General features: G+C 64.7%; 17 protein-coding genes, 1 tRNA gene and 2 pseudogenes. 12 read left to right on the forward strand and 8 right to left on the reverse strand.

From position 1 onward, the window contains the following. Positions 1-345: 345 nt before the first annotated feature. Positions 346-888 (forward strand): annotated as a pseudogene (locus ACFYOW_RS43715) (cutinase family protein); the annotation flags it as partial. 36 nt (positions 889-924) lie between these two features. After that, positions 925-1,983, forward strand: coding sequence for a hypothetical protein (locus ACFYOW_RS43720; protein ID WP_387297109.1), 1,059 nt, complete (start codon positions 925-927; stop codon positions 1,981-1,983). 169 nt (positions 1,984-2,152) lie between these two features. Here ACFYOW_RS43720 and ACFYOW_RS43725 read toward each other — a convergent pair whose 3' ends face one another. Further along, the gene (locus ACFYOW_RS43725) at positions 2,153-2,662 is read right to left on the reverse strand and encodes a class F sortase (protein ID WP_387297035.1); all 510 of its coding nucleotides are present in this window, start codon (positions 2,660-2,662) and stop codon (positions 2,153-2,155) included. A gap of 765 nt (positions 2,663-3,427) precedes the next feature. Between ACFYOW_RS43725 and ACFYOW_RS43730 the strand changes: the two genes are divergently transcribed. Further along, a complete protein-coding gene (locus ACFYOW_RS43730; protein WP_387297037.1) occupies positions 3,428-3,760 on the forward strand; it encodes a hypothetical protein in 333 nt (110 codons plus the stop codon). 380 nt (positions 3,761-4,140) lie between these two features. Here ACFYOW_RS43730 and ACFYOW_RS43735 read toward each other — a convergent pair whose 3' ends face one another. Beyond that, positions 4,141-4,869, reverse strand: coding sequence for an alpha/beta fold hydrolase (locus ACFYOW_RS43735; RefSeq protein WP_387297039.1), 729 nt, complete (start codon positions 4,867-4,869; stop codon positions 4,141-4,143). A 151-nt stretch (positions 4,870-5,020) separates the two neighbouring features. Between ACFYOW_RS43735 and ACFYOW_RS43740 the strand changes: the two genes are divergently transcribed. Further along, on the forward strand, positions 5,021-5,410 hold the full coding sequence (locus ACFYOW_RS43740) for a winged helix-turn-helix transcriptional regulator (protein ID WP_387297041.1): 390 nt from the start codon (positions 5,021-5,023) through the stop codon (positions 5,408-5,410). A gap of 376 nt (positions 5,411-5,786) precedes the next feature. Here the strand turns inward: ACFYOW_RS43740 and ACFYOW_RS43745 are convergent. The 3 genes and pseudogenes from ACFYOW_RS43745 to ACFYOW_RS43755 form a co-directional block, all read right to left on the reverse strand. Beyond that, a tRNA-Arg gene (locus ACFYOW_RS43745) sits at positions 5,787-5,859 on the reverse strand. Positions 5,860-6,060: 201 nt separating this feature from the next. After that, positions 6,061-6,885 carry a DUF1542 domain-containing protein gene (locus ACFYOW_RS43750; protein ID WP_387297099.1) on the reverse strand — a complete coding sequence of 275 codons (825 nt, stop codon included), beginning with the start codon at positions 6,883-6,885 and terminating at the stop codon, positions 6,061-6,063. 119 nt (positions 6,886-7,004) lie between these two features. Beyond that, positions 7,005-7,187: pseudogene (locus ACFYOW_RS43755) on the reverse strand (acyl-CoA dehydrogenase family protein); the annotation flags it as partial. 464 nt (positions 7,188-7,651) lie between these two features. Between ACFYOW_RS43755 and ACFYOW_RS43760 the strand changes: the two are divergent. The 6 genes from ACFYOW_RS43760 (at position 7,652) to ACFYOW_RS43785 (ending at position 14,643) form a co-directional block, all read left to right on the forward strand. Further along, positions 7,652-8,377 (forward strand): ParA family protein, encoded by a 726-nt coding sequence (locus ACFYOW_RS43760; protein ID WP_387297043.1) that lies wholly within the window; start codon positions 7,652-7,654, stop codon positions 8,375-8,377. Further along, the gene (locus ACFYOW_RS43765; protein ID WP_387297045.1) at positions 8,377-9,225 is read left to right on the forward strand and encodes a hypothetical protein; all 849 of its coding nucleotides are present in this window, start codon (positions 8,377-8,379) and stop codon (positions 9,223-9,225) included. The genes ACFYOW_RS43760 and ACFYOW_RS43765 overlap by 1 nt, the downstream gene beginning before the upstream one ends. 1,357 nt (positions 9,226-10,582) lie before the next feature. Next, on the forward strand, positions 10,583-11,134 hold the full coding sequence (locus ACFYOW_RS43770) for a C40 family peptidase (RefSeq protein WP_387297101.1): 552 nt from the start codon (positions 10,583-10,585) through the stop codon (positions 11,132-11,134). 134 nt (positions 11,135-11,268) lie between these two features. Further along, positions 11,269-11,664, forward strand: coding sequence for an ArsR/SmtB family transcription factor (locus ACFYOW_RS43775; protein WP_387297047.1), 396 nt, complete (start codon positions 11,269-11,271; stop codon positions 11,662-11,664). Then, a complete protein-coding gene (locus ACFYOW_RS43780) occupies positions 11,661-12,785 on the forward strand; it encodes a cation diffusion facilitator family transporter (protein ID WP_387297049.1) in 1,125 nt (374 codons plus the stop codon). Before ACFYOW_RS43775 ends, ACFYOW_RS43780 begins: the two co-directional genes overlap by 4 nt. Positions 12,786-13,005: 220 nt before the next feature. Beyond that, positions 13,006-14,643: a long-chain fatty acid--CoA ligase gene (locus tag ACFYOW_RS43785; protein WP_387297051.1), complete on the forward strand. Its 1,638-nt coding sequence runs from the start codon at positions 13,006-13,008 to the stop codon at positions 14,641-14,643. 16 nt (positions 14,644-14,659) lie between these two features. On the opposite strand, the gene ACFYOW_RS43790 is transcribed toward ACFYOW_RS43785, so the two are convergent. From ACFYOW_RS43790 to ACFYOW_RS43800, 3 genes are all read right to left on the reverse strand, one after another. Then, positions 14,660-15,208, reverse strand: coding sequence for a hypothetical protein (locus ACFYOW_RS43790; protein WP_387297053.1), 549 nt, complete (start codon positions 15,206-15,208; stop codon positions 14,660-14,662). 71 nt (positions 15,209-15,279) lie between these two features. Then, positions 15,280-15,672: an SCO5389 family protein gene (locus tag ACFYOW_RS43795; RefSeq protein ID WP_387297055.1), complete on the reverse strand. Its 393-nt coding sequence runs from the start codon at positions 15,670-15,672 to the stop codon at positions 15,280-15,282. A gap of 60 nt (positions 15,673-15,732) precedes the next feature. Then, on the reverse strand, positions 15,733-16,797 hold the full coding sequence (locus tag ACFYOW_RS43800) for a nitronate monooxygenase (protein ID WP_387297057.1): 1,065 nt from the start codon (positions 16,795-16,797) through the stop codon (positions 15,733-15,735). A gap of 250 nt (positions 16,798-17,047) precedes the next feature. On the opposite strand from ACFYOW_RS43800, the gene ACFYOW_RS43805 reads away from it, so the two are divergent. After that, positions 17,048-17,875, forward strand: coding sequence for a M23 family metallopeptidase (locus tag ACFYOW_RS43805; protein ID WP_387297059.1), 828 nt, complete (start codon positions 17,048-17,050; stop codon positions 17,873-17,875). A 67-nt stretch (positions 17,876-17,942) separates the two neighbouring features. After that, complete coding sequence (locus ACFYOW_RS43810; RefSeq protein WP_387297061.1) at positions 17,943-18,926, forward strand: DNA-binding response regulator; 984 nt, start codon at positions 17,943-17,945, stop codon at positions 18,924-18,926. Positions 18,927-19,060 lie beyond the last annotated feature (134 nt).

Below are 19,060 nucleotides of genomic sequence, written 5' to 3' on the forward strand. Positions count from 1 at the left end.
AACCTCGTCACAGGACTTCTCGCCGTCGTGGGAGACACAGTCCACTTTCTGACCGGCGGCCTGCTCTAGGGGCTATCACAACCCAGTGGGATGAACGTGAAGTGTGGCAAGTCCAAGTAAAAGCTCGAGTCTGTGAGAGGTCAGATCGTTGTGTCGAGGAAGATAGCTCGAGCACTCGCCGTAACCGGCGTGTGTGCCGTCATCGCAGCGACCGGTGCCGTCGACGCCCAACTCTCTACCGCTGCTCCAGAATTCGATCCGACCGACTGCCCGGCCCTGTACACCCTCGGGGTTCAGGGCACAGGGCAGTCCTCTCTCAGCGCATCGCCCACCGTCGACACAGGCATGCTGTCGGGCGTTTTCGCGCCATTGCTGGCCGGCGTTTCGAAGCCCGGAGCGGTCGATCGCGCATACGTGCCCTATCCTGCGGCGTTCGGCGGGATCGTGCCCGGCGCTGCCACGCCGCCGTACGCACAATCCGTCTTCGCCGGACTCGACGAGTTGCGCAGCATGGCCCGCGCGATCAGCGATAAATGCGAGAACACCAGCCTGGCTTTGCTGGGATATTCACAAGGGGCGCACGTTGTTTCGTTGTTCCTGCGAGAGGTTGGGCTCGGATACGGTGTGGTGGCACCGGACAAGATAGCTGGCGCCGCACTCTTCGCCGACCCGACCCGTGACCTGGGGGCACCGGTGTTCCCCGGCGCGCCGGGACAGCGCACACCCGCCCCCGCGCCCGGCACCGACCGAACAGCATTAGCGGGCCTGCCACCAGTTGCGCAGACGATGCCAGCGGGCGGTGGCATCGGACCGCAACAAGACATTGCCGCAGACTTCGGCGCACTCACCGGACGGGTGGCCTCGTTATGCGTTGCAGAAGACCTCGCCTGCGACGCACCCGCCGGCACACCGATACTGCACGCGTTGACGAACATCATCGGCCAGGCACTGCTATCCCCGCTCGACCCACTCACCGTACTGTCCTCGATCATTCAAGCCGTTGTCGCGACAACCGTGAAGACCGCCGCCGCCGTGGTCAGCCATGACGTGGATGGCAACACGGTCGAAACACTGACGCTGACGTCCGAAAGGACGCTCAGTCAGCGCCTTGCAGAAGCCTCGGACCCGCGAGTGCCGGTTTATGGTCCCGACGCGCAGGCAGCGTTGCTCAAAGTGTCGACAGTCACGCTCAATATTTTGCTCGCCGTAGTAGGTGTGACACTCGAACCGAGCGAAGTCGCCGAAATTCTCAGCGTGGGCGAAAATCAACCGTTGGACGGCATCGCCCTTCTTACGGAAAAGATTACTGGCCCGCGATTCCCATCGGAGCCGATCGAATCCGCCGGGAACCTGGTGACGCAAGCGTTCGACGCGGTCGCCTTTGCCGTCGCAGACAACGCTTCGCTGCTCGAACCCGCAACGTGGGCGAGATATCAGGATGTTGTCGCACGCCACGGCGCCTATGTATGGGAATCCGTCACCGAAACCGGCCAGACGCCCACCCAATTCGTCGCGGACTGGTTTTCAGCGCTGGCACGCAGTCTCGCCACCCGGACAGGCTCCGCCGCCAATGCCAAGGCTTCCGGTGCACCGAGTGTTCCCAGTCGGCCTATGGATCCGCATCAGGCCGTAGCGCCAGATGATGCATCTCCACCGTCGAACCAGGCCGCCGAACCAGCTACGGCCAAATCCCAGCTCCTGCATCGCGCACCGCGAAAAGGCATGTCAGCATCCGTTACCGCTGACCAAGCCGACACCGCTATGTGGGATTGCGCGTGGATGCTCCTGATGTTCCTGGTTTCGTGGCGACTGCTTCGACATCGGCTCACTGCTGGCGATGACGCCGGTGTCGCATCCAATTTTCTTGCAGGGTCCGCGAACTCAGCCTCGAACATCACCAGCTGGTATTGGAGCGCGCCGCCGATAGCCGCAGCAGTCGGAGCCATGTCGATTATCGCGGTGTCGGTACGCGAGCTCCTGTAGGGGATTTCGACAAATCGCCATTTTGCAGTGGTGGTGGGTCGGCCGTGGCGCAAGGGTGGACCCACCACAGGAAGATCAGCACCGTCTCCCGCTCCCGCAACAGCCTGGCTCGCAGTATTCGCGGTCAAGCCGCCCTCATCGACCAAGATTGTTGCTGGGGCCGGGTCTCTCATGGTGGGCCAGCGGTCGGCGGGGTGATGCCCACGAGCGCGGTGTAAACCACCACGTTGGACTGATAGCTTCTGATGGTGTGGTCGAATTCGCCGCCACACGTCACCAGTTGCAGCGCGCTGTATCCGCGCGAGTCGTAGACCTCATGGCTTGGGAACTGTGACTTCAGATAGGTGGCTACTGTCTGGACGAGGAAGTGAGCAACCGATCGGTCGGCTCTTGTCACGTGGACCTCGTCCCCGGGGCGCAGTGACGATAGCCGGTAGAAGACCGCGGGCCCGGTGTAGGAGTCTACGTGTCCCAGGATTACCGCGGAGCCCATGTCTCCCGGTGGGGGACCGTATCGGTACCAGCCCGCTACCTGAAAGTCTGTCGGAAGTTCCACGGTGCGATCAGGATTGAGGCCGAGTTCGGAGAGCGGTCCATCCACGGCGATAGCCGGGATGTGTAGTTCCACAGGGAGCGATTCCGGGAGCCCGGCCGGGGCAACGGGACCGAATGCGGTCACGGCGGCATGGGGGGCCGGGACGAGATTCCCACCTGGGCACAATCGAGCGATCGGACTCAGTGCCGCGAGAAGTAGCAGAATGCTCGCCGCTATCCGCAGGTGCCGCGACGACACCGGCGAACTGCGACCGGTGCTGCGCGGAGTGCACGGTCGCGCTTCAGTCATTCCGGTTCCAGCCGGGCCGCGGTGGGTCCCTGACGTCGCAGTCGGTGCTGTCTCGGGGCCGATCTGACCACCTTCACCTCCGGGTCCACCTGGACCGCCGGGGCCTTGCGGTGGTAGTTCCGGAATCGGTGGGCTGGGACCGCCGGGCAACCCTGGAATGACCGATACAGCACGAAATGACGAGCTCATAGGAACTCCTCGACAGATAGAATTTATCCCTGAGCTTCACAGGCAATCGTGAATGCGAGCGGATCAGTTCTATTGCCTCGGCAACCAGTGAAGTACTTACGGCACTCGACGCGTGTTACTACGATATTACGCTTCTAGGCGGTAGCTCCTAAATAAACTTTAGGTTTGGATGGTCGGTATCGAAACTAAATGTGATGCATTTATTAGGCTGCCGTAGCAGCCATGGGTGGGTGATCGGGCGAAAGTGGCGCGGTCCCTGTGCCGTCGGCTCGTTATTAACCGGGTGACCGGTCGGTTTTAAGGGGCGAGTCGGGGCGAGATCAGGAGTTCTAGTGGTGACGTTGAGTGATCCACCCGCCGAGCCTGTGGTGGCAGCGAGGACAAGGGGCGCCACGAGCCAGCGGCCTTCTCGTGGTGGGCTTCGCCGTCCTGGCCGCCGCAGCCCAGATCGAACGCAACTACATCCGCGAGAAGACTCTCGAAGGCCAAGCCACCGCCGCGGCGAAAGGCAACCACGGCGGACGCCCCAAGGTCATCGACGAAGACATGCTGACGTTCGCGCAGGTGCTTAAGGACAAGATCTGCCCGGTAGGGACCGCGGCCATTAGTTTTCCGAAGGCGGTTAACGGTTCGCATCGCATGCTGGAGGCGTCGAACATTTCGACCAAAGCGTCGGCAGCGCTGCTGGATTCACGATCGGGCAGCAGGTACTGCACTCCTCGCCAGTCGCCCGCGAAGCAGTAGATCCCGGGTCCGCCCAGGATGCTCGCGATCAGCGAGGACATGCTGTCCTCAAGGGCCTTGTCGTAGACCTGAAACGCCCCACCGTGAACGGATACGACGGCGTCTCCGGGCCGATCCTCGGTCATGGTGTCCTCCGCCTGCTCCTGCGGTTCGGTGTCCCGCTCACGGTAGAGGATTCGCATGCTGCTTCTCGGCGTGCAACGCCCAGACCGGGCGGCAAAGCCACATCCTGAAATGCCGCGACCCGCGCGGTTTAAAGCGGCCCCGCCGGAAAATCCTGAAATAAACGCGCCGAGATCATCTCGGTCACGGCATCGCACTGCACTGCCGGTGACCGGATGCCAGCTCCGTCTTCCGGCCAGATCGCTGACGGCCGGTTGCTAAAGGCCGAGCTTCAGCAGCAGTTCGCTGAGTTCGGCTGGCATGGTGATCATGCAGTCGTGGCCGGTCGGCAACTCCCACACCTGCGCAGCGGAACCGTTGGGCTGTATCGCGGGAATGGCTCGCCGGGTGATGCCCGCCGGAGTGGCACCGACGCAGTGGATGTGCGTGCGAGGGATCGCGTTCACGGCCGGATTGTCCAAGCGGACCGGTTGCTGCAGGCAACGCACCGGTTGATCCGAGAGCATCGTGCGCAGCCAGGCGATGTCCGCCGGGTCGGTGACTCCGAACAGGCCGAAAGGCGCCGGCTGCTCGGGCATCGGGGGAATGCGCCAGCCGCTTCCCGACTGTGCGGCGAAGTCGATCAGGCGCTGGCTGATGGGCTGGACGTCGACCGCGGTCTCGCCGTCCTCCGGGACCATCGCGTCGAGGTACACCAGGTGCGCGATGCGGTCCGGAATCTCGTTGGCCGCCGAGGAGATGACCAATCCCGCGTAGCTGTGCCCCACGAGGACCACGTTCGTGAGGTCCTTGTCTTTGATCAGCTCGATGACGTCGGCGACGTGGGTGTCGAGCCCCACGTCGGGGCCGAGAAGATGCGCCTTGTCGCCGTAGCCGGTCAGCGATGGCGCGTGCACCTGATGCCCGGCCGATTCCAGCAGCGGTACCACTCGCTGCCAGCAGCGGCCACTGTGCCAGGCGCCGTGGACCAGCAGAAAAATTGACACGATCGTTCCTTTTCGACGTGCGGTAGTGCACCGACGCTGTTGGTTACTTTTCATACCTCGGTACACTTTGAGAACCACGATCAGTGTGGTGCGCTCGACATGGATCGGGCAATAAGGCACATTTCGGTGCCCCGGTTCCCTGGAGATAACCATGACCGCCACAGAGGGCAGGCCGCCGCAGAGCCACGGCGACGCGTGCCGGACACGAGAAGTGCTCGACATCGTCGGGGACAAGTGGTCACTGCTGGTCGTGCGACACCTCAGCCAGGGGCCACGCCGGTTCAGCGAACTCAAGCGCGGCATCGATGGCATAAGCCAGCGCATGCTCACCGTCACCCTGCGCGCGCTGGAACGCGACGGCATCCTGACCCGGACCGTGCGCAACGTCATGCCACCCCACGTCAGCTACGAACTCACCCCGATGGGCACGAGTCTGCGCGCAGCGGCCCTACCCCTGCTGGAGTGGAGCATTACGCACCTGGCGCACATCGACGCCGCCCGCGCCGAATACGACAAAAGCGCCGACGCCACGTCCACCTAGTGCGGAATCCGCTCCGAGTGTTCCGATGCCTGTGCTGACGGACAATTCGTCCACGTCACCGCAGGCCTAACATCCGCTATTGCCGCTGGGCGCGTGATCGGTGGCGGTCGAGAGCGCAGGTGAGTAGAAGCCCGGCGCGGCTCAATGTTGTTGTTTTGTAACAAGTTCGGTGAAGCGGGGCATCCTTGATCGAAAGGGGCGGGGTGTGACGCGCTCATGTCGGTCGTCTGGCGCGGATGGTCGCATTTGCTCGGTGTGCGTTCCCATATTCGATGTGCCCTACAAGAGCCGCGTCTGACCTGGGGTTTCTCGATGCGGCTATTCCGGGATTGTCCGGAAAATCCTGTTGACCTGCGGAAACACTGTCGGAGGTTTGTGCCCTCGGCAGGATTCGAACCTGCGACACCCGCTTTAGGAGAGCGGTGCTCTATCCCCTGAGCTACGAGGGCTGAACTGGTGGTGCCGGGGGCACCGGTGGGACGACGGGGAGTCTACCGGGTCGGGGGCGGGTGGGTTGAATCGATTTAGTCGAAGCGCGAAGAGGGTGTCATCAGGTCTGGATCGGTTGAGGGTCGACCATGCCGCAGTACTGTCTGAGACTGTTGGGGTGCTCGGAGTGGCCGCTGGTATCGACCAGCGCCCTGCGGCGGTCAGAACCCGCCGTCGAAGCCGCCCCCATCGAACCCGCCTCCATCGAACCCGCCGCCGTCGAAACCCCCATCGGCGAACCCGCCACCCGAGTCGTACCCACCTTGATCGTCGGAGTACCCGCCCTGATCACCCGAGTCGTACCCCTGATCCCCACCTGCCGCGTCGAGCGCGTCCTGATACCCCTCGCCGTAACCACTTTCGAACCCCTGCACGTCATACCCGACGCCGGACATTCCGGAGAACAGCGAGGAGAACAGCAGCGCCGAACCCAAACCCCAAGCGCCGCCGATCAATGCGGGCCGCCACCACGGCTCGGAGTACCAGCCCGCGGGTACCGGCCGCCCGGCGACGCGTCCACCCGGATAGTAATTCGGCGTTTCCGCGGAGGGATTCGGCGAAGCGGCGACGTCGCGGCCCTCGTATTCGACGACCCGATTCTCGGTGACCCGCCCGGCGGTCTCCTGACCGTCCAGCGTCGGAATCACCGGGCCCGGATCCATCAACATCGCAGTGCGCGCCGCGCGGATGTAGTACATGCCCTCGACCGCGGTCTGCTTCGCCAGCCGCGCCTGGGCGGGCGTGCGGGCTTGCTCGATCTGTGAGCCGGCCGCGATATGCCGCTCCGAGGCGTCGGCGAGTGCCTGCTTAGCCGCCTCGTTGCTGCCGGTGAGGTTGTAGACCTGACCCGCGAGTCGCTCGATCATCTGCCTGGCGTCGGCGGCCGCATCGTCGAACTGCCGTGCCGCGCGCTGTTTGCTCTGTTGCGTCTGATAGATGACGTAGGCCGCAGCGAGCAGGATGACAACGCCGATCAGTACCCACAGCATCGCTCGCGCCCCTCTCGTCATCGTTCCAGGTCGCCCCGAGTTTACTGGGGGCTAGCTGAGACTCGGCTGAGCTTCGCGGCGGGCGGTGACCCGCCGTGTCCATTGTCCGGCGACTGCCGGGCGATGACCAGACGTTGGATCCGGTCCTCGAAAATTTGCACGACCTCGGCCTCGCGCAGATAGCGCTGCACCGGGAAATCCTGGGTGTAGCCGCAGCCGCCGAACACCTGCACCGCATCGGTGGTGACCTTCATCGCGGCATCGGGGGCGATCAGTTTCGCGATACTGGCCTGGCGAGTCCGGAGCGCTGAATGCGATCGAAAGTCCTTGTCCTGCAACGCCTATCATGTTTCCTGTAAACCGAGGTGGCCCGACACGCCGCGCTGCCGCATCGGATCCGGCATGCGCTTCGGAAATGTTGTAGGCGCCGATGGTTTCGCCCGATCCGCGCCGTCTGGAAAGGTTTCGGTCTTCTCGGATTTCGACCACACGTGGCTCGAGCATCTTGTCAGCGATATCGCGAGTGAGCCCGCTCAGGTCTCGGGCCTCGGCGTCGGGAGCATCGGGTCGACATTTCACCTGTGCGCCAGGTTGGCGACAGGGCGGTCGGGTGTGTCCAATTGGACACAGCTTTGCCGCCGAAATCGGGCACAGCGCTCGCGCGCGAGGAAATGGCAGGTCCGCAATCAGTGGAAATTGAACTCCGCTGTGCGAAACTTGGCCCCAGCCACAGCTGACCATCCTCACCCTCGGAGGACTGTCCATGAAGAATTCTGTTGCGCCACTGGAAATACCCGAACCGCTGGTCATAACGCTCGGAAATCTCAAAGGCGGCGTCGGCAAGACGACATCAGCGTTTTTCTTGGCTTCGTATTTCGCGCAGGTCCACGAATTGCGTGTGCTCGTCATAGACGCCGACCCGCTCAGTCAGACCGGATATTCCTGGTATCGCCGGCTGCTCAGGGGCGGGATCGAGGTGCCGTTCAAGCTGATCGCCTTCCCGTCCCGGCATGTCGACGACTGCATTACCGACAATGCCGGGAAATTCGATGTGATCATCGTCGATGCCGGTGGCGAGTCGGCCGAGATATTCAAGGCCGCCATACCGCAGAGCGATGAGCTGATTCTGTTGACCAGCGTCAGCCCATCGGAGGTCAAGCGGGTGCCGAGCACCTATAAGGCCGCCGAGGAGGCCGCGGCGGATAGCGGCCGCGAAATCCGGGTGCGGGTACTGATGACCAAGGTGCCGGTGACGATGAAGAACGGCGTGAACGTCTCGACCGAATACCGCACGCAGCGCGGAAATCTGGAGGATGCGGGCTACGACGTATTCGCATCCTATTTGAGCGCGTGGAAGTGGTACCGGGAGGCGGCCGACGGGGAGGTCGGGGAGGGTGCCGAGAATCCGATCATGGATCTCGGTGAATACCGGCAGGTCGGCGAGGAACTGGTGAGTCCGTACCGGGTCGCGGTGGAGGTGCCCGCCTGATGCCTCCGCAGCGTAGAAAGGGTTCCATCGGTAAAGGCTCGATCGGCGGCGCGAATCCGTTGGCGGATAGTGCCGAGCACACGCCGCCGGTATCCCCGCTGCGGGATGCCGAGTGGCGAACGGGTCCGCTGAGCGCGGCGTCGCTGGAGGTGATCGCGCCGGCGGTCGAGGCGAATGTACTGACGATGCCGCTGCCCGCGCCGAACGAAACCGGGCTGGACGGGCCGCTCGACGATCGCGAACAGGCCCAGTTGACGGCCTGTGAAACGTCGATCGACGGCCTGCGGGTCGCCTTCTGGTCGGCCGGACGCGCGCTGCAAATCGTGCGCGACGGTCGGCTCTACCGGGATCGGCACGCGAGCTTCGACGATTATGTGGAGCAGCGCTGGGATATGCAGCGGTCATACGCGCACAAGTTGATTCGGGCCTGGCCGCTCGCCGCCAAATTGCATCCGATCGCCCCTGCGATCAATGAGGGACAGGTTCGCGAACTGCTGCCCGTGGCCGCCCAGCACGGCGAAGATGCGGCGGTCACCGTATACACCACGATCGCCGGTGTCGACGACGTGAAGGTCACCGCGGGCAAGCTCCGCGAGGCCGTCGCGCTGCTGCCCGAGCGGTTCGACAAGGCCGAGGTGGTCGAATTGCTGCAGGCCTGGCTGCGCGGCGAGTTGCGGGACCGATCGAGTGAGCGAGCCGTCGATCTGTTCGCCGCGGTGGAATCGCGGTTCGCCGCGCTGACGCGACGAGTTGTCAAGGGCTCGAATAATGATCCGGCGGCGGCGCGCGAATTCGCCGCGAAACTGCGAACTCTCGCCGAACAGATCGAAGAACAGATCATCGCCTGAGCCATTTTTGTGCCGGAATGCCCCGCTGCGGAAGAGATTCTGTTGCGGGGCATTTCAGTTTAGTTACGCTTTTGTTATCGTCAATGCGCGTGTCGTGTCGCATAATTGGCGCGGATTGAGCGAAACATGGCGCTCGGATCCGCTGGACTAAAGATCACCGTGATGGTTTTCGAATTCATTCGAGGTCTTGGTGAAGTCCGGAACGCCAATGCAGTTCGGCGTCGACGGCCGGCCAGGAACTTCGATACGAGCATCGGAGGACCGGATCATGGCATCAACTACGGAGGGTCGATATTCTCGTTTCCTGCGGCGCGCGCTCCCATGGGCCGTCGGCGCGGGAGTCATCGCAGGCGCGGCCATCGCCGCGACACTGCTCGCAGGAGGTCACGCGTCAGCGCAACCGCTGACCATTCCGGGTATCGGGACATTCGAAGTCCCGGATCAGATTTCGATTCCCGGTATCGAGGGTCCGGCGGATGGGCCGACATTGCCCACTCCGATTCCCGCGGTAGCGGATTCCGTCGCACCTTCGGAAATCGCGCCAGCTGAAGTTCCGGGGAAGGAATTTTCGGCACCACGCGCGGTTCCCGGTGCGGAACTCGAGGTGCCCCTCGGGGTCCCGAGTAATGAGCTTTCGATTCCGCCGACGATTCCGGGCGCGAAGTTCTCCGCGCCCCTCGCGTTTTTGAATATCGAGCGTTCGGCACTTCCATTGATTTCCACTATTGAGGTGGCTCCTTCGTGTGCCGCGCCTGTCGCGGTGCAGGGCAAGGAACTTTCGGCGCCGCTGACTGCGCCGGGTCTCGCACTCGCGGTGCCCTTGCGGGCTATGGGTGTCGAGCGTTCTGTGCTTCCGCTGATTCCTGCGGTTGAGAATTACATTGCTCCCTTGGGTGCCGCGCCTGTCGCGATACCGGGGAAGGAACTTTCGGCGCCGCTGACTGCGCCGGGTCTCGCACTCGCGGTGCCCTTGCGGGCCATGGGTGTCGAGCGTTCTGTGCTTCCGCTGATTCCTGCGGTTGAGAATTACATTGCTCCCTTGGGTGCCGCGCCCGTCGCGATACCGGGGAAGGAACTTTCGGCGCCGCTGACTGCGCCGGGTTCCGCACTCGCGGTGCCCCTGCGGACTCTGGGTATCGGGCGTTCGGAACTCCCGCTGATTCCCGCGGTCGAGTATCCGGTCGCTGTCCCGGAATTCGCGCCGGTCGAAGTCCGCGGGAAGGAACTTTCGATTCCGCTGGGGGTCCCGGGTGCACAAATCTCGATACCTGTCGGGGTGTTCGGGTTGGAGCGGTCTGCTCCGCTCGCGATCCCCGGCGCGGAACGGTCCGCGCCGCAGACAGGGCGCTCACTGCCCGTGGTGATTCCGTGGGGTGAACGTTCGGCTCCGGAGGCCGGGCGATCGGCACCCGGCGGAGCCCCCGGTGCCGAGCCGCCGGCGCTCGCGACGATTCCGGGGACCGGGATTACGGTGCCCGCGGATATGTTCCGCAGTGAAATCGCGTACCTCAGCAGTGTTCTCGGCATCAAGCCGCCCGCGTCGCCGCCCGTGGTGGCGCCCCAACGCACGCACGGTGAGATCGCGGTCGACGCGGCACGCGGCAAGGTCGGCACCGGATACAGCATGGGCGCGACGGGGCCGGATGCCTTCGACTGCTCCGGGCTGGTGCAGTGGTCGTATAAGCAGGCCGGGGTGAAGGTGCCGCGGACCAGCTATGAGCAACTGTCCGCGGGCACCCCGGTCGCCCAGGACGAGCTCGAACCCGGTGACGTGGTGTCCTTCTACAACGGCAGCCACTCGGCCCTCTATGCCGGTGACGGCAAGGTCATCCACGCTTCGACCTATGGGACCGGCGTGATCATGTCGCCGATGTCCTCGATGCCCTACGCGGGCGCCCGTCGGTACTGACCGCGAACGAGTCACGCCGACTGAACCGATGAGCTGGAGCGGACCGGTCTGCCGACGGCAGTGCAGGGATGTCGCCGTCGGGCCGGTCCGAAGGGACCGTTCCATCCGACGCAGCATAGGTTTATTATCTGCGTATGAATGCAGATAACGAGCCACTGCGGCTACCGATTGCGGAGGACCAGGTCGGACTGGTCGTCGAAGTCTTCCGCATGCTGGCCGACTCGACCCGCGTACAGATCCTGTGGGCGCTGGTCGACAGGGAACTCTCGGTCAATGATCTGGCCGGTCACATCGGCAAGCCCGGCCCCTCGGTATCGCAACACCTGTCCAAACTGCGCATGGCTCGTCTGGTCCGGACCCGCCGCGCCGGAACCACCATCTTCTACAGCCTGGAGAACGAACACGTCCGCCGGTTGGTCGTGGATGCCGTGTACAACGCCGAACATGCGGGCCCCGGTGTACCTCCGCATCACCGCGGCGAGGGGTCGGTACGCGAACTGCCTGCTCGCGATCAGGCGGTGGCGGAATGAGTCACGAGCGCAATCCTGAACGCTGGCAGAACATTTCGCGTGATCACCACCACGGGCATTCGTATGGTGCGGACCACGATCATGAGCACGGACATTCGCGCGGTCCGCACCACGAGCACGACCACGATCATGGGCACGACCACGACCACGGTGCGCACCATGACCACGACCATCCGGGGGGATTGCGTGGTGCGCTGCGCGAGATCTTCGTACCGCACAGCCACGACGCCGCCGACAGTATCGACGGTGCGCTGGAGTCCAGCGCTGTCGGGATCCGCGCGGTGAAGATCAGTCTGGTGGTGCTCGGGCTGACCGCCGTGCTCCAGGTATCTATCGTGCTGGCTTCCGGTTCGGTCGCGTTGGCGGCGGACACCATTCACAACTTTTCCGATGCGCTGACCGCGGTGCCGCTGTGGATCGCCTTCGCGCTCGGTCGGCGGGCGGCGACGCGGCGCTATACCTATGGGTTCGGCCGGGCTGAGGATCTGGCCGGGTTGTTCGTGGTCGGGATGATCACGTTGTCCGCGATCATCGCCGGATACGAGGCGGTGCGCAGACTGATCGATCCGGTGCAGATCCAGCATCTGAGTTGGGTTGCGGCAGCGGGACTCATCGGATTTCTCGGCAATGAGACCGTCGCGCTGTATCGGATCAGGGTCGGGCGGCGAATCGGCTCGGCGGCACTGGTGGCCGACGGATTGCATGCGCGGACGGACGGATTCACCTCACTGGCGGTGCTGATCGGTGCGGGCGGGGTTGCGCTCGGATTCCCGCTCGCCGATCCCATTGTCGGACTGCTGATTACGATCGCGATTCTCGCGGTATTGCGCACGGCCGCGCGAGATGTGTTCCGCCGCTTGATGGATGGCGTCGAGCCCACCCTGGTGAGTACCGCCGAGCAGGCGCTGGTCGCCGAACCCGGTGTGCTCGGCGTGCGCAGCCTTCGAATGCGCTGGATCGGCCACCGCTTGCATGCGGATGTCGAGCTGGATGTGGCCCCGAGCATCACGCTGGCCGACGCCCACCGCCTGGCCCACGGCGCCGAGCACACCCTCACCCATGCCGTGCCCAAACTCGACAGCGCCCTCGTCCACGCCTACCCCGCTCACTCCGCGGTCTGACTTGCCGTCGAGCGTCGTCGGATGGCGGTTCCCCGGCACCTGGGGCCGCCATTCGACTCGCCTCGCAAACGCGGCCCAGCTGGCCAAACTGATGGCACCCGCCTGCTGATGGAATTGGCTATGGGGTCTTCTGCGCGCCCTACCCTTGGGTAGCATCCCCGGTGTGATGTGGCTCATGGTCGGCAGGCTGCCGTAGCCACCGTATAAATAAGGAGTACCCATGTTGAGCACCATGCAGGACGAGCCGTTGTCGCTGGCGACGTTGCTGCGCTACGCATCGACGTTCATGGGCGATTCCACCGTCTCGACCTGGACCGGCACCGGCGTACGCACCATGACCTACCGTGAGCTCGGCGCCGAATCGGCACGCTTGGCAAATGCCTTGCGCGCCTTGGGAATTGGTGACGGCGATCGGGTCGGCACCTTCATGTGGAACAACAACGAGCATATGGTCGCCTACATCGCGGTACCCGCGATGGGTGCGGTGCTGCACGCGCTCAATATCCGGCTCTTCCCGGAGCAACTGGTCTTCGTGGCCAATCACGCCGAGGACCAGGTCGTGATCGTCGACGGCACGCTGGTGCCGATGTTCGCCCAGTACCTGCCCAATCTGAAGACCGTCCGCCACGTCATCGTGGCCAATGGCGATGCCGCCGCGCTGCAGGCCCCCGAGGGCGTCCAGGTGCACTCCTACACCGAACTGCTCGCCGCGCAGCCGGATACCTTCGACTACCCGGTGATCGACGAACGCTCCGCCGCCGCAATGTGTTACACCTCGGGCACCACCGGTGACCCCAAGGGTGTGGTGTATTCACACCGCTCCAACTGGTTGCACGCCATGCAGGTGTGCCAGCCGACCAGCATGGGCTTCTCCAACCGCGACTATGTGCTCGCCATCGTCCCGCTGTTTCATGCCAATGCCTGGGGCCTGCCGTATGCGGCGCTGATGTCGGGCGCGAATGTCCTCATGCCCGACCGCTTCCTGCAGCCGGGTCCGCTGCTGGAAATGATGGCCACCGAGCAGCCGACCTTCGCCGCGGCCGTCCCGACCATCTGGGGTGGCGTACTCGCCGGGCTGGCCGCGAAGCCGCAGGACATCTCGCATCTGCGGTCGGTGGTCGTCGGCGGTTCGGCGGTGCCGCCGTCGATGATGCGCGCCTTCCAGGAGAAGCACGGCGTGCGCATCCTGCACGCCTGGGGTATGACCGAGACCTCCCCGCTCGGCAGCGTCGCGCATCCGCCCGCCGGGGTAGAAGGTGAGGACGAATGGGAGTACCGCTTCACCCAGGGCCGCTTCCCGGCGAGTGTGCAGGCCCGCCTGGTCGGCGATAACGGCACCGTGGTCCCCAATGACGGAGAGTCGCTGGGCGAGTTGGAAGTTCGCGGTCCCTGGATCACCGGGTCGTACTACTCCCCGGACGGCGCGGTGATCGATCCCGACAAGTTCGACAATGGCTGGCTGCGTACCGGTGATGTCGGCAAGATCAGCCCGGACGGCTACCTCACCCTGGTCGACCGCTCCAAGGACGTCATCAAGTCCGGCGGCGAATGGATCTCCTCGGTCGATCTGGAGAATGCGGTCATGGGCCACCCGGCCGTCGCCGAGGCCGCGGTCATCGGTGTGCCGGACGAGAAGTGGGACGAGCGCCCGTTGGTCGCGATCGTGCTCGCCGAGGGCACCGAGGCCAAACCCGAAGAGCTGCGCGACTTCCTCGCCGACAAGTTCGCCAAATGGCAACTGCCGGAACGGTGGACCTTTATCGCGGAGGTTCCCAAGACCAGCGTCGGCAAATTCGATAAGAAGCGCCTGCGCGCGCAGTACGCCGACGGCGACCTCACGGTCACCACGTTGTCCTAGAACGACAAACCCTGCGTCACCACTTCAGCATCGGCAGTGGTGACGTGGGGTGCGTCCGGATTCGCTTGGCGGCCAGTTGGATCAACCGGCGGTGGAAGCCTTTGTCGGGGTATCGCTTCGCCAGTTCGCGGTAGGTGGAGCGCGGTATCCCGAAGCGTCCGAGCAGGCCGTATTCGACATCGATCGCATCGGCTCGGCGGAAGATCTCGATCGGGTCGGCGGCCGGACCCGCGGATCGGATTTTGTGGTGCTCGTCGATCATCGCGACGACCAGGTCGGCCAAGTCGGCGCGGTCGATCTGGTCGAGCCATTGCAGTGCGAGGTCGGCGGAGGGCGCCAGGTAGTCGAAGGTGCCCGCGGTCCAGATTCCTAGATCGTGAAAGGCCGCGGCGGTCCGGAACTCCTCGCGGGTGCTCGGCAAGCTGCCCGAGCCACTGTCGAGCAGATCGCATAGCTCCAGCACGCGCAGCACATGGTTGGTATACGCGCCGCGATCCGAGCCGAGTTGCGGCAGCCAGGGCTGCAGCCGCCGATCGATCTCGTCGCGAAGATCGTTGCCGCTCATGCCTGCTCACACTACGCGCGACACCGGCGCGGCCGGAAAATCCGTGCCGCGCCGGGGTTTTGCGATGCCGATCAGCAGTTGCGGAGTTCGGGGCTCTGGTTCAGCAGTTGGGCGCGAGTCCCGATGAAGGTGGTGTAGGTCTCGCCGCCGACTGCGGCGATCGGGAAGGCTGCGACGCGGTGGCAGTTCTGGAAGGCCAGCTTCACGTTGAAATGGCGTTCCAGGCCGCCGCGGATGGCGTCGGAGGCCATGGCGCGCAGCAGTTGTCCACGGGCCACCTCATCGGGCGGCGCGACGACATTGTCGGCGAATTCGGCTGTGCCGGAATGCAGCTCACCGGCCACCCGGCTGACGACCTCCCAGGCATACGGGAGCGAGACCCGCACGACCTCGACGAAGTCGGCGTCGTCGACCTCGCCGCGTTCGGCGCGTTCGAGTAAGGCGGTGGGAACATCGAGGGACATAGCGCTCTCCTGACCTGGATGGCTGTTGCGATGCCCCTCGATTCTAAACGGAAACTGTTGTCAACAAGACTGGATTCGTCCCGAAAGTGCTGTGGTCAGCGCGGTTTTCGCATCAGCGGCCAAGGTGCGGACCAGTTCACCAGCCGGTAGCTCGGGTGCCAGCGTGTGGGTCTGGCCAGCCCACATATTCACATCGTCCGGATTGCCCGCCGCTCGGGCCGCGGCCCGCAACGGCCCTGTGGCGTAATGGATTTCCGGATAGGCGGCCGGTGCTGTCGCGGAATGTTCGTCCATGAACCGATTGCGCAGGCCGCGCGCCCGGCGGCCGGTGAAGGCGCGGGTCAGCATGGTCGGGGTGTCGGCGCCGAGCGCGGCGCGGTGCACCGGATTGGTGCCCGCCTCCGGGGAGCGCAGGAAGACGGTCCCGAGTTGCACGGCCGCCGCGCCGGCCGCGAGTGCTGCCGCGATGCCGGCCCCCGTGGTGATGCCGCCGGTGGCCACGATCGGCCGGTCGACGGTCGCATTGAGGATCTGCAGCAGTGCGAGCAATGTGAGCGGATCGGTGGCGTCATCCGCGACGCGATCGATGAAGGTGGCGCGATGCCCACCCGCCTCCGCGCCCTGGGCGATCAAAACATCGGCACCCGCCTCGACCGCGATGCGACCCTCGGCGGCCGAGGTGACCGTCACCCAGACTTCCGAACCGGCCTCGTGCAACCGGGCGACCTCGGCGGCGCTCGGGCAGCCGAAGGTGAAGGTGACTACCGCTACCGGCGCATCGATGAGCAACTCGAGCTTGGCGTCCCATTCATCTGTGTCGTACTTCGGGACGCCGACCTCGTGGGTGCGCCCCAACTCGGCGAGGTAGTCGGCGAAATCCTCGGGCGCGGCGGCGGGGCCCGGGGTGAAGAGGTTGACGCCGAATGGCGCGGTGGTCAGTTCGCGGGTGGCCGCGAGTCGTGCCGCGGTATCGGTCGCGGTCAGGTATCCGGCGGCCAGCAGGCCGAGGCCGCCCGCCGCGGAGACCGCCGCCGTCAACTCCGGTGTGGACGGCCCGCCCGCCATCGGCGCAAGCACGATCGGAACGCTCAACTCGTTGAGGATCACGGTCCTAGTGTGGCGCATCGGTCGCCGCTGGCGACTGCTTGCAGGTCGCTCGAAAGGGTCAGCTTCGTGATGCCGACCCGCGCGTCTGACCAGGCCTTAAACAAGGACTTTGGTCGAGAAGGTTGCGGAATGGTCACGACGGGGTAGAGTTCCCGTCACAACGGATGCCGAAACGTTACAAAACTTCGGAAGCCATTGAGTCACTGTAGGTCGAGCGCAAGGACCAGCTTTGTCGCAGCATCGGGTAGGCCCCAGTTCCATCACCGTCATGAGCCTCATCGGCGACGGCATTGCGGGTCGGCCGACGCGGCATCGCGCCGAGCCGTCGACCACCGACCGGGTGAAGGTCGCGGCCGGTGTCGCCGTCGCGACCGGCGCCCTCATCGGCACCGCAGCCCAGGTCGCGCCTGCCATTGCCGCACCGCTCCTGCCGGGTGCGCACGACGGGGACGAGGAAGCCGCCGCGCCCATCACATTCAAGGGCACGGCGGAATTACCTGTTGAAGAGGCCAAGGCCGCGGCTCCGGTCGCCGAAGCCGCGCAGGCCGTCACAGCTACTCCGGTAGCCGCGCCGATCGCGGACGCGGTGGCCAATCCGTTCGGCATCAGCAATCTGCCGCCGGAGATCGCGGGCCCGCTGGCCCAGGTCGAACAGGTCCTCAAAGGTGCGCAGCAGCAGTTCGCCCCGGCCCCCGCGGTGCGTCCGGTCGCCGGTGAGATCAGCTCCGGATTCGGTTCCCGCTGGGGTGAATTCCACTACGGTCTCGACTTCGCCGATCAACTCGGCGCGCCGATCCACTCGGTGAGCAGCGGCACCGTCATCGAGGCGGGCCCGGCCTCCGGCTTCGGCCTGTGGGTGCGGGTCCAGCAGGACGACGGCACCATTGCGGTCTACGGCCACGTCAACGAGATGTTCGTGCACGCCGGGCAGCATGTGAACGCGGGCGATGTCATCGCCACCGTCGGCAACCGCGGCAATTCGACCGGACCGCATCTGCACCTGGAGATCTGGGATCAGGGCGGCAACAAGGTCGACCCGATGCCGTACCTGGCAGCCAAGGGTGTCCCGCTGCAGTGGGGCCCGTCGGCGCACTGATTTTCTTGCCCGGCTTGATATTCCGACGGGGTCCCCGTGGGGACCGTACGGTCGTTAGGCTCAGGCGATGACTGCGCTGGGCGATATCTTCGAGCCTGGATCACCGCATGGGCGGACCTACGCCGTGCTGGTGCATCATCCGCGATCCAGCCTGGGCGAGGTCGCCGAATATCTGGGCGTCTCGAAGGAAACCGCCGCCGCATCGCTGGAGGTATTGACCGACCTGCAGGCTGCGGTGAGTCAACTATCCGCCGACGGTGAGGCCATCTGGGATGCGCACGCCCCCGAATCGCTGTCCGAGGCCGAGGCGCGGCGCAGGCAGCACGAGATCAACCAGATGCACGCCGCGGCTGCGCGACTGAGCGAGACGTTCCGATCGGTGCGCCGCTCGCCGCGCACCAATGGCGCGATTGTGCCGGTCTTCGAACGCCTCGAAATGCTCGCGGATTTCGAGGAGGTCCAGACTTCGGCCCGCAACACGGTCAAGGTGATCGAACGCGGTCCCTATCTCAGCGATCCGGAACGCGAGCGACAGCTGTTCCTGCTCAAGCGCTCTCGGATCGGTGACGGCATCCGCTACCAGACGCTATATCAGGACACTATTTATCAGGATGCGGAAAGGTTGCGGCACGCGCTGTCCACCAATGCCAGTGGGGCACAGGCGCGCACTCTGCCGGAGCCGCCGTTCAAGCTGATCATCAGTGATGATGAGCGCGCGAGCCTGGTCCTGCACGCCGACGAGCGCCGCCCGGATCCGATGGGTCTGCGCATTACCGGATCGCCCGGATTGCGGTTGCTGGTGAAGACTTTCGATGTGCTGTGGTCGCTTGCGGCGCCGATTTCGGTGAACCCGGCAGCCGACGAACTCGACGAGCGGGATAAGGCGATTCTGACCCTGATGGGCCTGGGTGCGACCGATGACACCATTGCTCGCCGACTCGGCATGTCCCGTCGAACCGTGGTCCGGCGCACGGCGCGGCTGCTGGAGCGGCTCGGCGCGAGCACCCGGTTCCAGGCGGGCGTGCAGGCGACGAGGCGAGGATGGCTTTAGCTCGAGCAAGTGAACGCTCGAGTGGACAACATGGGACGAATGCTGAACGATCAGTGTCCCGGGATGTTTGAGGGCTTGCGTCACAACGGATTCGGAGATAGCACCACGCACTCCGTATTCGCGGAGAGTTAGCT

The sequence above is a fragment of the Nocardia sp. NPDC006982 genome (genome assembly GCF_042869435.1).
In the GTDB taxonomy this organism is placed as follows: Bacteria; Actinomycetota; Actinomycetes; order Mycobacteriales; family Mycobacteriaceae; genus Nocardia.